This window comes from Leeuwenhoekiella nanhaiensis (assembly GCF_002744755.1).
In the GTDB taxonomy this organism is placed as follows: Bacteria; Bacteroidota; Bacteroidia; order Flavobacteriales; family Flavobacteriaceae; genus Leeuwenhoekiella; species Leeuwenhoekiella nanhaiensis.
Genome location: NZ_KZ319296.1, coordinates 44,435 through 59,255 on the forward strand (window position 1 = coordinate 44,435; position 14,821 = coordinate 59,255).

The window sequence follows — 14,821 nt, forward strand, 5'->3', positions numbered from 1 at the left end:
TTAGGCTAATACTGCCAGGGCTGAAGGTTCAGGAGTGTTCTGAAAGGACTTATTCTAACGAAACATCCAGATAAACGGAGTGCCGCCCATACGTGTCGTAAAAAGGTTTAAATGGAACCCCGTCAATTTCAAACTCCAGTTTTTTTGGGTTACCAGTAATGGTTTTCCCCAGATCACGGGCATCCAGCTTAATTTTTCGGAACTCGGTTATAGGTTCAGTTTCCTGGGCCGCCAGAAGTACCGGACCGTAAAACAGACTGGCGATATTGGCTTGGTCCATAATAGGCTTGAGGTGAAAGGTGAATGGCATTTTTATCCTGATGCGATCCCCGTTTTTCCACTTGCGCGAGATGCTTACATAGCTTCCGGGAGTTGCTTGTAATTTTTCCGTTTTTCCGTTAATCGTTACGAAGAACCCTTGAGTTGCCCATTCGGGTACCCGCAATCTGAGATCAAATTTGGCCTTGCCTTTTATAATTAAAGAGGTCTCATCTTCTCGAGGAAAACTGGTTTCCTGCTCTATGCTAATTCCTATGGATTCCCAATTCAGCGTAGAAGGAACATATAGATTTACATAAAGTGCCTGTTCATCTTTAGTTTTAAAATAGATCGAATTTTGCAGCTTGGTACTGCTTTCTAATGCCGTACCGTTGCAACAGGTAAAGCCGGTCATGTCCGCATTTGAAAAGTGTTTCGAAGATCCCGGTCTCAGCGAAATATGATAGGTGTTTGCCGGGCTATCTTTAGCAACAGATGCCAGAATCTGGTTGTATAGTCCCTGCTCATAATAGTCCATAAACTCGGTACGGGGATCTATCATAAAGAGTCCGCGGGTGAGCTTGAGCATATTGTAGGTACCGCAGGTTTCATTTTGCCCTCCTGCAGAAAGACCATTCTCATAAAGTGTAGCCGGCTGACTCACAAAGCATTCGGCGTTTGCAGGATTTCGAGCTCCTGCAACTCCACCTATGCTGTACATATAATCGTTTTTGACCTTATACCAGAAGTTGTCCGCTATTTTTAGATATTCCGGAGTCTGCGTATCCCGATAAATTTCGAGCGCCCCCACAATTTGGGGAATGTGTTGATTGGCATGGAGCCCTCTAAAGGTATCTACGTTTTTAGCGAGACCATGACTGTGCTGTGCATCTCCATAAAATACCTTAATGTTGTCAAATAGTTTTGCGGTTTCGAGATACCGTTCCTCACCGGTTAAATTGTATAAATGTGCCATTGACTCATTCATTCCTCCAAATTCACCAGCGATATAGGTATTCCACATACTTATTAGCGTATCTGTAGGGAGTTTGCTTAATCGTGCGTGTACCCAGTCACCCATACCTGTTGCGATTTCTAAAGCTTTGGCATCACCACTCGCTTCATAAATATCCATTAGGCCGGCCAAGATTTTGTGCAGGGTGTAATAGGGCGCCCAGATCTGATTTTCCTGTCCGCCATATTTTGCTCCACTTTCGAGCATAATAAATTGATCTGGTGGGTACGCACTTATGAATCCTTTACCCCAATTCCAGTAATCTGTACGTATGCTTTCAGCACTTAAATCTGAATTGTAAGTAGCTTTACCGGGGCCAACAGGTACCAATGTTGGATCAGAAACGGATGGCCCGTCAGGAGTTTTAGGTCGTCCTGAAAGCCGGGCCAATTTATAGAGTTCATTAACCATATACTGCATCTTATCTCTAAAGATGTTTTGCTGAGCGGGATCGTAAGCAGTGCTGGCGTAAGCCTGCGCCAGTGCAGTCAGATAATGACCGGTTGCGTGACCTCTTAATTTGGTTTCCTGAGAGTCCCATACACCTAAAGCAAAAGCTCCTTCAGGTTGAGGTTGTCCAAAAGCATCCCTGAACATATAAAGAAAAGAATCAGGATTTGTGCCGGCTAGCGTAGATAGGAATTTATCCCGGTTTTCGGTAAACTTAGTGGCTTCCCCTGAAGAATTAGGATTTAAAAAAACCTGGTTCAGTTTAAAGGCTTCCAGCTTTTGTGAAGGTGCTTGATGCCCAAGGTTTTCTGAAACTACAACGGTTGCTTTTGGCTTAAAATCAGTACCGGGCACAGTCCCAGTAATGGTGTAAGAGCCTGCACGAGCCACAGCAGCGTTATCTGTTGGTGCTGGCCAGATGACGCGAACTTTTGGGCCGTTTTCAATACCGTTACGATAATTTCCTTTTAAATATCGGGGTAGTCTGGGTAATTCACCCACTGCAGTATTTACGGTAATATCTGTAACAGCGGTAAGAAAGCTGTTATAAAGTTGAGGCACATCTTTATCAAATTGGGGTAAACCGGCATTTTCTTCTTTACGCTCATTTACTACCTGCGTATTGTTAAGCGCGTTGCTGTAGATGCGTTTAATTTGATTTTCAGTTAAGGGTGTTCTATAAATTCTAAAATCGTGAAGTTTCCCTGTAAGAGCAGGAGCTTTGGCATCTACAGATTGACCAATGACCAATTGATTTTCTGAACCCGTAAATGTATTTGAAAGATCAAAATGTATCATTTCTTCGGCAGCTTCTTCACCATTAATATAGGTGCGTATGGCCTGAGCCGGGAAGTCGAGCACTACTGCGATATGTACCCATTTTCCGTTTTCAATCGTCTGGGCCCCACTTGCAGGTTGCAGATTTAAATCGGTTTCAAGACCGGCAACAAAACCGGCAATTTCGTTAAAGCTATCAGGTACGGCAAAAAAATGATTTCCTTCTTTTCTGCTAAAGTCAAAAAGGAAAGCACCTTGATTTTCTTCCTCCAAATAAAGCCAGGTACTTACGCTAAGGGATTCCGCTCCATTAAGAACTTGGGGAGGTAGACTCATAAATTCATTGGGCTTGCCGCTAAGGCGAAGCACTTTTTTGAATACTAAATCACTCACAAATTCCGGATTTTCGCTATTGAATTGCGCGTGCAGATTATTTCTCGACAAGTCTTTAGTATCATTTTCCAGAGCATAACGTGCGATAAGATCGGTCTCTCCAATACCATCAAGAATTTGGTCACCTTCCTGGGCTTGAAAACTGGTGCAGTAAGCAAAAAATGCAATAAGAGTCTGATAAAATGAAAATTGAAAGGTGTTTAAGTTCATAACTTCATTAAAATAGGTAAATACAAAGCGCAAATGGTACATCGTTTTTAATGGAAAAAACCTAATGTTTGCTGGATTTTAAAGTTACAATTCAACCAGCAGGATGTTTGACGGATATTAGCAGATACTGCTACAATTTTAATAGACCCGGTGCAGTTTAAGCTAAAATAGTATCACTAATCGCTAATTTCTCCAAATCTCAAAACCAGGATTAGTTCTAAATTCCTCAATTATTTAGAAATCGAAAACACCATAACAATCTTCTAAAATGTATACGTATAAATCACAACTTCTTCTGGTATTTCTGTTTTTAGGATTTTCTCAATTTACAAAAGCACAGGGTTACTGGGAAAACCTGGCATCAAAACCGGCCACCCTGAGTCTCGAAGAGGGAATTGATACCTATAAAACGAAGCATTTTATTCTTAAACTGGTCAAAGCTTCCCAAACCGTGGCGGGCCTGTCTCCGGCAGATGAACCGGGCTTTGACTTTACACCGGGTGATCGCCTCGAAATACGGGGAAAAGATGGTCTCTACTGGTTGGGCGATCTTAATTTCCGAATCAAAAATGCTTCGGGCGAGTGGGTATCGTACAGCACGGCATCAGCGCGTAAACCGGTGACTCCGCTCAAAGCTTCGGAACCTGTACTTGCTGCTGCAGATCTGAGTGCGACCTTGCCAGATGATTTGCCTATACAAGTAACCCGTTTTTACGAAGATGTTGAGGGCGATCTGGTTTTACGTTTTCGTCTTAAAAATACCTCGGCAGCTAGCGTTGAACTGGGAGCATTGGGTATCCCTATGACATTCAATAATATTTTAGAAGGAAAATCACTCGATGAAACCCACGCTCAAAATGTATTTTTTGATCCATATATAGGCGAAGATGCCGGCTATCTTGAGGTTAAAAGGCTCAGCGGTGTGGGCAGCGGTTTGCTTGTGCTTCCTGCCGAAAACATGCCATTTGAAGCCTACAGACCCTTGAATGACGATCCTTCACCGCGAAGTGTGGTTTTTGAGGGCTTCCATGAGTGGATGGCTCACAGTGAGGCTTACGCCGAACAGGAGTGGAAAGGAGTAGAGCAGTGGAATGAACCCACTTCAACCACCCTAAAACCGGGAGAGAGCAAAGATTTTGCCTTGAAATTGGTCCCTACTATCGGGGTAAAAGGTACTCAGCAAAAGTTAATCGAAGAAAAACGTCCGGTGGCCATCGGTATTCCGGGCTATGTCTTGCCTCAGGATGTTAAGGCCCAGTTATTCTTGAAATATTCTAAAAAAGTAACCTCTATGCGTGTAGAGCCGGAAGAAGCACTGACAATTACAGAAGAAGAACCTGCTAAAAACGGCTATGTAAAATACAACGTTCAGGGTAAAACCTGGGGTCGCGCACGCCTCACTATTGTTTATGAAGATGGGCTGAAGCAAACCGTAAATTATAAAGTCATCAAGCCTGAAACGGAAGTGGTAAAAGACTTTGGGCATTTTTTGACTACCGAACAATGGTTTGATGAGGAAGGAGATCTTTTTAAACGAAACCCTTCAGTAATCTCCTATGATTATGAGACCAAAAGGCAAATTACTCAGGACAGTCGTGCCTGGGTTGCCGGTTTGAGTGATGAAGGTGGAGCCGGGAGTTATCTGGGAGCGATGATGAAGCAGTTCATTCAGCCCGATGCTGAAGAAGTACAAAAAATGGAAGCTTTTATAGACGGAACGCTTTGGGGCGTGATTCAGGATGCAGAGGGCGACCGTAAATATGCCGTAAAGAAAAGTATTTTTTACTATGAACCCGATACGATGCCTGAAGGTACCTACAGCGACACCATAAACTGGAAAACCTGGGCAGCGTGGAACAAGGAGCACGCAGATGATCGCGGTCGTTCTTACAACTATCCGCACGTGGCAGCTACCCACTGGGTTATGTACAGGCTGGGTAGGTATCATAAAGATTTGGTTACCAATCACAGTTGGGACTGGTACCTGAAAAGTGCATACGGTACTGCAGTAGCCATGATTAAAGACGCTCCCTATTACGCCCAGTTTGGCCAGATGGAGGGAAGTGTGTTTCTGTTTATTTTGAAAGATTTACAGAAAGAAGGCTACACCGTAATGGCCGAGAATCTCGAAACCCGAATGAAAGCCCGTGCAGATCATTGGAAGTCTCTTAATTATCCCTTTGGTAGTGAGATGCCCTGGGATTCAACCGGGCAGGAAGAAGTGTTTATGTGGTCTGATTATTTTGGATACGATGCGAAAGCCCAAATAACACTTGATGCGATATTGGCTTATATGCCTACGATTCCGCATTGGGGATATAATGGGAATGCCCGCCGATATTGGGATTTTTTATACGGAGGTAAGTTATCACGCGTAGAGCGCCAGATTCATCATTATGGCTCGGGCTTAAATGCGATTCCGGTCTTAACCGCGTACCGCGAAAACCCTGATTTGTATTTGTTGCGTGTAGGATACGGAGGTACGCTGGGGGCGATTTCTAACATTACTCAGGATGGTTTTGGGCCGTCTGCGTTTCACTCCTATCCTTCAACGCTGCGAATAGACTATCACTCCGGCGATTACGGGCCTAATTTTTACGGTTATGCGATCAACACTGCAACTTATCTTACCGAAGATGCAGATTTGGGTTGGTTAGCCTTCGGAGGAAATTTAAACGAAACGAAGAAGGAAATTTCAGTAGAAGTTACTACTGCTGCTAAAAATCGTATTTATATTCAGCCGGAAGAATTGTGGATCACATTGCAGTCAGGTAAAGTTTCGGAAGCTTCTTACGATAAAAAGAATGGGGAAGTCTTCTTGACCCTGATGCCCAAAGATGCGTATACACCCTTTGCGTACGTTAGTATCACCGAAGGTTTTAAAATGGATTACCCGGTTGAGCGCGGGATGTATAAAATAAAATTGGATGATAAACCGGTTAAAGTGAAAATCAAGGAATGATTGCAATTAATTCGGTTAAACTTTGACTTAAAAGCTCATTCGATATTAGAATGGGCTTTTATTTTTAATAATACTGTAGATTTTGTAGTTTTTCTACTTGTTTTTGAGAACATGGCGAAATCGATTGCGTATATTTCTAAAGTCAATAAAATGTATTCTTCTAATGAAAACTAAACTTACCCAAATAACACTATTAGTATTGATAGGACTACTGTTTATAACTTCCTGTAAAGATCAGGATAAAGAAGCTGAAGAACCCTGGAAAGCTTTATTTGACGGGCAATCCCTTAACGGCTGGGAGCAGCTTAATGGTGATGCCGAATATCGAATAGAGGGAGATGAAATTGTTGGAACCACAGTAGCAAATACTCCAAACTCCTTCTTGGCCACCACTCAGAATTACGGAGATTTCATACTCGAGCTTGATTATAAGGTAGATTCCACAATGAATTCAGGTATTCAAATACGCAGTTTGAGCAATCCCAATTTCCGGGAAGGACGTGTTCACGGGTATCAGGTTGAGATTGATCCATCAGAACGTGCTTGGAGTGCCGGGATTTATGATGAAGCCCGCAAAGGTTGGTTATATCCGCTTAGCGAAAATAAAAAGGCACAAAAGGCTTTTAAGCAGGGCGAATGGAATCATTACCGTATTGAAGCCATTGGAGATACTTTGCGAACCTGGATCAATGGTGTGGAAGCTGCCCATTTAATTGATGACCAGACCCCATCTGGTTTTATAGCTTTACAGGTTCATGCAATCGGCAATGAAGAAGAAGCTGGTAAAGAAATCCGCTGGAAAAATATCAACATCATTACTAAAAATGTTCAGGAGTATGTAAAACCAATGAGTCTGTCAGCATTTAATACTAAAAATAATCTTACCCAGGCAGAAGTGAAGGATGGCTGGAACTTGCTTTGGGACGGAAAAACCACCGAAGGCTGGCGTGGAGCAAAATTAGATTCGTTTCCCGATAAAGGTTGGGTCATAGAAGATGGAAATTTAATTGTGCTCGCTACCGGTGGAGCTGAGTCTGCTGCAGGAGGTGACCTAGTTACTACAAAGCAATACCGGGATTTTGAACTTAAAGTAGATTTTAAAATTACTGAAGGTGCGAATAGTGGTATAAAGTATTATGTGGATACCGATTTAAATAAAGGCGAAGGATCTTCTATAGGTCTCGAGTATCAGATTCTCGACGACGCCCGTCACCCGGATGCCAAATTAGGAAATCATGAAGGAAGCCGTACGCTGGCTTCTTTGTACGACTTGATTCAGGCAGATCCGGAAAAGCCTGTAAATCCCATTGGCGAATGGAACACGGCACGTATCGTTAGTGAAGATAATCATGTGGAGCATTGGCTTAATGACGTAAAGGTACTGGAGTACGAGAGAAATACCGATGCATTTTTGCAATTGGTAAAAGAGAGTAAGTACAAAGACTGGCCGGGTTTCGGGACATTTGAGAAAGGAAACATACTGCTTCAGGATCACGGGGATCGGGTTGCTTTTAAAAATATTAAGATCAAAGAACTTTAAACCGAAACTATGACTACACGGAGATCGTTTATCAATAAATCGCTTTTAGGAGGCACAGCCCTTGCCCTTAGCAATACCACAATGGGAATGGCCGCCAGCAGTTACCGCAATATTATAGGAGCCAATGACAGACTTAATGTAGCTATTGCCGGACTCGGCCGCAGATTGGGTGCCTATTACGAGCCTATTGCCCGTAAGGAGTCTAATGTAAAATTGCTGTACCTCTGTGATGTGATGGAAAAAAGCCGCCTCAATGCGCTCAAAAACTTTAAAGAACATATAGATTATAATCCTGCTTTAGAAAATGACATCCGTAAAGTTATTGATGACAAAGACGTAGATGTCTTAATAAATGCCACACCAGATCACTGGCATACCCCGGGATCTATAATGGCTCTAAAAGCTGGTAAGCACGTGTATGTCGAAAAACCAAGCAGCCACAATATGCAGGAAAACGAACTTCTGGTGGCTGCCGCTAAAAAGTACGATAAAAAGGTGCAAATGGGTAATCAGCAGCGGTCTTCATTGCATACTATAGATATCATTGACCAAATTCATAACGGTGTGATAGGAGAGGTGTATAATGCGGTAGCCTTTTATTCGAATTCCCGTGGTGAAACACCCCTGCAGCAACAAGCATCTGTTCCGGAGGGCCTTGATTGGGAACTTTGGCAGGGTCCGGCACCCAGAAGAGCCTATACCAGTGAAACATGGGATTACAACTGGCACTGGTACGGTTGGGATTATGGTACTGCAGAAACCGGAAACAACGCCACCCATGAACTCGACATCGCACGCTGGGCCTTAGGTGTTGATTTTCCAAATTTTGCAGAGGTTGAGGCTGAAAAGCATCATTTTAAAAACGATGGCTGGGAAATGTATGATACGATGTACGCCACCTTCCGTTTTGACGATGATAAAATCATCAATTGGGACGGAAAAAGTCGTAATGGCTACAACACTTATGGACGTGGTCGCGGTACCTTGATTTTTGGTACTGAAGGCAGTGTATTGGTAGATCGCTCTAACTACCTCCTAATGGACCTTGGAGGCAAAGTAATTAAACAAAGTGAAGAAACTGCTGAAAGCGGCCTGGCTCTTGGCGGGGGCGGGGATTCCTCAACAGCGCATATGGTTAACCTGTTTGAAAGCATCCGCGGAAGGGAAAATCTGAAAGCTCCCATAGATGATGCTGCAGTGAGTATGGCAATGGTTCACTATGCGAATATGGCCTATCGTATTGGCCACGGTTTCGATATTGACACTCAAAGTGGTCGCATCTTTGACCGCGAGGCTATGCAGTTATGGGGCAGAAATTACGAACCGGGTTGGGAACCCGAAATTTAGAGATTATGAAACGCAGGGATTTTGTAGTCAAAAGCGGTCTCGCTGCAGCGGCAGTAACTTCAGTGAGTCCCGGGTTTGCTTACATCAATAAATACATAAATAACCAGGCTCCGGTTAGACTGGGAGTTATTGGAACGGGTGCGCGTGGTAGCGGTTTAATTTCAGTAATCAATGATATTGAAGGCCTTGATGTGGTTGCTTGTTGCGATATCCTTTCCTTTAGACTTAAAGAGGGACTGAAACGAGCTAAGGGAACTCCCAAAGCCTATACCGATTATCGAAAGTTGTTGGAAGATAAGGAAGTTGATGCCGTCCTGGTCGCTACACCTTTCAGCACACACGGACCAATAGAATTAGAAGCCCTTGCCGCCGGAAAACATATTTATGGCGAAAAAACCTTGGCAAAGGGTTACGAAGATGTACTTAAACTTGCCGAGGGAACACGTGACGATTTGGTATTTCAAACAGGGCATCAGTACCACAGTTCGCGTTTGTATACTCAGGTGGTTGATTTAATTAAAGACGGAAAAGTTGGTAAAATTACTTCTTTTGAATGCCAATGGAACCGAAGCGGAAACTGGCGACGCTCAGTTCCTGAACCTGAATTGGAACGACTTATAAATTGGCGTATGTACCGGGAATATTCTGGAGGTTTAACGGCAGAATTGTGTTCACACCAAATTGATTTTGTCAATTGGGTATTGGGAGAAACACCTGCACAGGTTTTTGGAACCGGGGGCATTGATTACTGGAAAGACGGGCGGGAAACCTTTGATAATGTACATCATCTTTTTTCCTATCCGAGTGGGGTGGAAGCTACTTTCACATGCCTAACCACAAATGCCAAAGATGATTATCAGATTAAGGTAATGGGCGATAAAGGCACAATCATTTTAGACTATGTAAACGGCTGGTTTTATCCGGAAGGAAATTATACCAAACAGCACACCGATGTTGATGGGGTAGCAGGAGCTACTATCCCTTGGGAAGCCGGTAAAGGAATTCCTTTTGAGTTTAACCACACCGACCCAAGCAAGCAGGCTTTAATGGATTTTAGCGATGCCATAAGAAACGGAAACAGACCTTTATCAGATTTTAAAACCGGAGCCGATACTGCGATTTGTGTACAAATGGCAATTGACTCCATGCTAAAAAATGAGATTGTTAAATGGAATCCGCTTCATAGTTTATAGGGCTGAATTAAAAATGCCTGAGAAATCATTTCCATAATTCCGCTTTATGGATTTATAAGATAACACAATTAACAGCCCTAAAATTGAGCGTCCATTTAATGATCCTGAGGGCCTCTGATTCCCGCCTTGATTTCTATTTTTAAATCATTGGCCTCCGGCGGAATGGGGCAGGAGTAGTTGGGACTATACGCGCAAAACGGATTGTAGGCTTTATTGAAGTCTATTACAATAGTATCGCCTTCCGGAATGCTCAAATCGATGTAGCGCCCCGCGCCATAAGTTTCCACGCCACTCGTAAAATCGGTAAACGGAAGGAAAAGATAATCCTTATACTCTTTAGTTTCCCGAAGTGTATGACTTTGATAGATAGGAAGTTTAAACGTTTTTCCGTTTAACTCAAATTCGGCAATAGCATACTTGTCGTACTTTCTCAGGTGTCCTGACGAAGTTGCAAATTCAATGGTTTTCGGTTTTTTGAACCGCTTAAAATCAGCCACCACCCGGTATGTCGAATCAATGGGATAAAACTTATGCCCTTCAAAAGCAGCCTGCTCTTCTTCGGTAAGCGGTGACTCTTCCGGATTTTTATATTCCGCATTCAGGTCTTCCTGAAATTGGATAATCTCTTGTTCGTAATTGGTTTGAGCTATTAGCTGAAAGCTAAAAAGAAAAATTGCTAGAGGTAGAAAATAGGTTTTCATAAGTAAATAACTGCCTGAAAGTTGAGCCTTAAGTATGCTTTCAGGCAGCTTTGTTGTTTAATTAATTTCTGGTTTTATCCGGATATTCCGGCGTAGTCAGGGTTTTTGGCGGATTTTCCTTCAGCTCCTGCATAATGATTTGAATGGCTTTTTCAAGCTGCGGATCTTTTCCGGCAATCACGTCTTTAGGTGTTTGCTCAACTTCCACATCTGGCGGAGTTCCTACGTTTTCAATCCCAAAACCTTCCTCGTTATAAAAGGCCACATTGGGAGCGGTGACGATTCCACCATCAATAAATTCAGGATAACCCAAAACGCCTACGAGTCCACCCCAGGTGCGTTTACCCACGAGCGTTCCCAGATTATTTCTTCGGAATAAATAAGGCAAATAATCCCCTCCCGAACCTGCAGTCTCGTCAATAAGCATCACTTTCGGCCCCTGAATGGAGGCGCTGGGTGCTTTCATATCTTTCCCATAGCGGAAATTCCAATAACTCTGCATCGGCTTATTAAGCAGGTCTATGACGTAGTCGGCCAACTGACCTCCACCGTTAAAACGTTCGTCAACAATGATCGCTTTTTTGTCTGCCTGCGGATAGAAATAGCGCTTAAAATACTCGTGACCGCCGGTAGCGGTGTTGGGTACATACACATAAGCGACCTGCCCGTTTGTGGCCTCATCCACCTTTTTAATGTTACCCTCAACCCAGTCGCGGTTGCGTAAAGCCCATTCCGAATCGATCGCAGTGACCTGCTCTTCGTGCGCGTTGCTTCCGTTTGCATTTGCAGAAAGTGTAAGGTTTATGATTTGCCCGGCTTTGTTTTCAAAAAAGGAATACAAATTGTCTGAAGCGGTGACTTCTTTTCCATCTACTTTGATGATGTATTCACCCACTTTGGCCTGTACTCCGGGTTCAGTTAAGGGAGACTTCATATCGGGATTCCAATTTAAGCCACCGTAGATTTTGGTGATTTGATAACGCCCGTTATTCGTAGTGTAATCAGCACCCAGTAGTCCGCCGTTAATGGTTTCTTTTTCCACACGGTTATCGCCGCGATAGTCAAAACGATGATGGCCTACCGAAAGTTCGGCAAACATCCAGCCCATCACCCGATACAGATCTGCTTTGGTAGGAACATCGGGGAGGAAGACTTCGTATTTTTTCTTCATCGCGTCCCAGTCTACACCGTGCATTCCCGGATCGTAGAAATAATCACGGTTTACGCGCCAGGCTTCATTAAAAATATTTGCCCACTCCTTCGGTGGATCTATTTTCACCTGAATGGCATCCATATTTACAGGGCCGTTATCCGACTTTTTACCCGTGTCTGATACAAACCAGTTGCCGCCGGTGTAGTAATACATTTTCTTACCGTTTGCGCTTATTTCGTAGTGATTGACATCCATAAGCTCCTCGTCTTTCTGCTCGGCCAGATCGTATTTGTGAAGGCTCACCGCGCCGCTATGCGCAGGATACGACAGGTAATAGAGCACCCCTTCTTCAGGTGCGGAAAGGGTACCATAATTGCCCGTGCCCAAAGGTATCGAAACCATGCGGTTCATAATGCCGTCCCAGTCAATTTTGAGAGCCGGTGTTTCCTCCTTTTTGTCGTCTTTTTGCTCTTCTTTTTCAGCTTCGGCTTTTGCCAAAACTTCGACATCATTTTCTTTAGCAAACGGAGATTTTACGTCTTTTTGCAGTGTGATCAGGTAAAGCGCATTGGTAGATTCCATATCCTGATTAGACTGATCAAACCAGTTTACCACCGGCCCGGCGTCAGTCGAAGCTGTTAAGTAAAGATACTTACCGCTGGGATCAAAAGTGGGGCTGGTCACATTTGCAAGTCCGTCTGAAATGGGATAGGATTTACTTTCGCCAAGCGAAAAGATATAAGCCTGTTGAAAGTTGGTATTGGTAATCAGGGTATACGCCAGCCAATTAGAGTCTGCCGACCAGCTGCCGAATAAATCTCTGTAAACTCCGGGCTGATACAAGACATCCTGAGCTACTTTTTCAACCTTGCCCGAAGCAAGCGTCGCGATATACAGGTTGCGCCCGTTATCTACAAAGGCGATTTTCTTACTGTCAGGCGACCAGTGGATGTACGCATAAAATCCGGTGCCGTTGAGTTTGATTGCTTTTGCGGGGTCATTGCTGTTTTGGTCTTTGATGTGCAATGCATACTCACCACTGGCATCCGAAAAATAAGCGATACTTTTGCCGTCAGGCGACCACTCGGGATAGGTCTCGTGAACTCCGGGGGTCTGCGTGAGGTAGGTGATATCGCCTTTTTCTGACGGAATAGTCACAATATCTCCTCTAAAATCGGAAACCAAACGTGCCCCGGAAGGGGAGATTCCACCACTTCGGATGTGTTCTTTTCCACTGACGAAGCGGGGACGCAACTCCAAAAGATCAGTAGCGATGCCTATTTTAAGTTTGTTAAGGCTTTTAGTTGCAGGATCGAAGCTGTGCAGGTATCCGGCTTGCTCTAAAATGAGTTTTCCTTCGTTATTTACCGCCAGATTGATGAGGCCAAAATCCTTGAAATCGGTTTGTTTTGTGACTTGTTTTGAGGCCAGATCGTAGCTGTACAGATTGAATTCGCCATCGCGGTCACTTTTGAAATAGACGGTGTTTCCGTCAAAAACGGGGCGTGAATCGTTACTTCCGTCAGCGGGTTTCGGGATTTCGACGGTTTCGTAAGTATCGGTGTCAAAAATGAAAATACGCGATTGAGTACCACCACGATAGTGTTTCCACTGGTTAAAACGATCGGGAATGGGAGTGTAAGCAATGTGTTTGCCATCTGCCGAATAACTCGCCCAGAAGGCATTGGGAATCTTGAGTTGGGTAACATTACCGCCCGATAGTGGGATGGTAAACAACTGCGCATAGCGATTGGTAAACATCGCGCGCTGGGAGGTAAAAAGCACATTTTTACCGTCTGGCGTAAAGCCTTGCACCCAGTCGGTATAGGTATGATAGGTTAATCGTGTGGGGATACCGCCGGTTACCGGAATGGTAAATACATCGGTATTGCCATCGTACTCCGCGCTAAAAGCAATGGTCTGGCCATCAGGCGAAAAGACGGGGTTTTGCTCGATGCCCTCATCTATAGTAAGACGCCGTGGATTCTTACCGTCGCTGTCTGCCACCCAAAGGTCATCGGCATATATAAAGGCGATGTGATTGGTACTTAAAGCCGGCTCACGGAGCAGGCGTGTGTCTGTTGTGTTGATTGATTGAGCAAGGACCGAAAAGCTTAAGGCACATAACCCGATTGAGAATAATTGATTGATGATTTTCATAATTTGACTTTTAAATGCTAAAAGGCATTTGAATTAAGGATTCTCAATTTACCAAAAAAAGCCGTTTACGGACTGTCCAGAAATAAAAAACCTCTGTCAAAATCATTTGCAGAGGTAAGCTATTAAATAGATTTTTTGGGATTTACTCCGACTTTAGCGGATTCATCGAGTCCTGCTGATCTTCGATTTTTACCAGTTCGGCTTTAATCTCCGAAAGCCGTGAAGCAATGTCTTCATTATTGGCTTCCATTTCCAGCAAGCGAGCTTCCATAGTTTCAATACTGATGCTGTCTGACATAAAATAGGCCTTCATCTCGCCGTGGCTGTTGATGATTTCTTTTAGTTTAGCAAGCATCTGATTTTGCTCCTTTAGCAAGGCCTGGTGTTTAGCCAGATCGAGCAAAGCCAAAGAATCTGTATCCTCAAGATCCTGTAAGCGTTGTTTTAACGTGCGGGTATCTGACTTTAATGCTTCATTGTGCACGGTCATAGCATCGTGTACCACTTCCAGGCTATCTGTGTGCATTACAAACTCCAGGTATTTCTCGTGCAGGTTTTTACGGGTGTCATCACAGCCTGTCAATAAAAGAACTGAAAAGGCAGTGAGAAAAAGTAGTTTTTTCATCTTAGTTACATGTTGTTTTAACAGATTAAATATAGAA

The 14,821-nt window shown here is 43.7% G+C and carries 8 protein-coding genes; 4 read left to right on the forward strand and 4 right to left on the reverse strand.

The window, feature by feature from the left end; all coding sequences use genetic code 11:
• Positions 1–49: 49 nt before the first annotated feature.
• Positions 50–3,145 carry a beta-L-arabinofuranosidase domain-containing protein gene (locus CJ305_RS14970; protein WP_223248887.1) on the reverse strand — a complete coding sequence of 1,032 codons (3,096 nt, stop codon included), beginning with the start codon at positions 3,143–3,145 and terminating at the stop codon, positions 50–52.
• A 226-nt stretch (positions 3,146–3,371) separates the two neighbouring features.
• Here CJ305_RS14970 and CJ305_RS14975 point away from each other — a divergent pair, with 226 nt between their 5' ends.
• The 4 genes from CJ305_RS14975 to CJ305_RS14990 all read left to right on the forward strand — a co-directional run bounded on the left by CJ305_RS14975 (position 3,372) and on the right by CJ305_RS14990 (position 10,145).
• Positions 3,372–6,065, forward strand: a complete 2,694-nt coding sequence (locus CJ305_RS14975) for a DUF5695 domain-containing protein (RefSeq protein ID WP_099647100.1) — start codon at positions 3,372–3,374, stop codon at positions 6,063–6,065.
• A gap of 163 nt (positions 6,066–6,228) precedes the next feature.
• Positions 6,229–7,605 (forward strand): 3-keto-disaccharide hydrolase, encoded by a 1,377-nt coding sequence (locus CJ305_RS14980; RefSeq protein ID WP_099647101.1) that lies wholly within the window; start codon positions 6,229–6,231, stop codon positions 7,603–7,605.
• 9 nt (positions 7,606–7,614) lie between these two features.
• Positions 7,615–8,952 (forward strand): Gfo/Idh/MocA family protein, encoded by a 1,338-nt coding sequence (locus CJ305_RS14985; protein WP_099647102.1) that lies wholly within the window; start codon positions 7,615–7,617, stop codon positions 8,950–8,952.
• Positions 8,953–8,957: 5 nt separating this feature from the next.
• Positions 8,958–10,145: a Gfo/Idh/MocA family protein gene (locus CJ305_RS14990; protein WP_099647103.1), complete on the forward strand. Its 1,188-nt coding sequence runs from the start codon at positions 8,958–8,960 to the stop codon at positions 10,143–10,145.
• A gap of 95 nt (positions 10,146–10,240) precedes the next feature.
• On the opposite strand, the gene CJ305_RS14995 is transcribed toward CJ305_RS14990, so the two are convergent.
• The 3 genes from CJ305_RS14995 to CJ305_RS15005 form a co-directional block, all read right to left on the reverse strand.
• Complete coding sequence (locus tag CJ305_RS14995; RefSeq protein ID WP_099647104.1) at positions 10,241–10,846, reverse strand: DUF1684 domain-containing protein; 606 nt, start codon at positions 10,844–10,846, stop codon at positions 10,241–10,243.
• A gap of 61 nt (positions 10,847–10,907) precedes the next feature.
• Positions 10,908–14,159, reverse strand: a complete 3,252-nt coding sequence (locus CJ305_RS15000; protein ID WP_099647105.1) for a S41 family peptidase — start codon at positions 14,157–14,159, stop codon at positions 10,908–10,910.
• Positions 14,160–14,301: 142 nt separating this feature from the next.
• Entirely contained in the window at positions 14,302–14,784 is a 483-nt protein-coding gene (locus tag CJ305_RS15005) for a hypothetical protein (RefSeq protein ID WP_099647106.1), read from the reverse strand.
• Positions 14,785–14,821: the final 37 nt, after the last annotated feature.

Bases quoted from the DNA above. Each gene is read 5' to 3' on its own strand.
- CJ305_RS15005 (WP_099647106.1), bottom strand. From the start codon at position 14,784: ATGAAAAAACTACTTTTTCTCACTGCCTTTTCAGTTCTTTTATTGACA.
- CJ305_RS14990 (WP_099647103.1), top strand. From the start codon at position 8,958: ATGAAACGCAGGGATTTTGTAGTCAAAAGCGGTCTCGCTGCAGCGGCA.
- CJ305_RS14975 (WP_099647100.1), top strand. From the start codon at position 3,372: ATGTATACGTATAAATCACAACTTCTTCTGGTATTTCTGTTTTTAGGA.
- CJ305_RS15000 (WP_099647105.1), bottom strand. From the start codon at position 14,159: ATGAAAATCATCAATCAATTATTCTCAATCGGGTTATGTGCCTTAAGC.
- CJ305_RS14995 (WP_099647104.1), bottom strand. From the start codon at position 10,846: ATGAAAACCTATTTTCTACCTCTAGCAATTTTTCTTTTTAGCTTTCAG.
- CJ305_RS14980 (WP_099647101.1), top strand. From the start codon at position 6,229: ATGAAAACTAAACTTACCCAAATAACACTATTAGTATTGATAGGACTA.
- CJ305_RS14970 (WP_223248887.1), bottom strand. From the start codon at position 3,145: ATGTACCATTTGCGCTTTGTATTTACCTATTTTAATGAAGTTATGAAC.
- CJ305_RS14985 (WP_099647102.1), top strand. From the start codon at position 7,615: ATGACTACACGGAGATCGTTTATCAATAAATCGCTTTTAGGAGGCACA.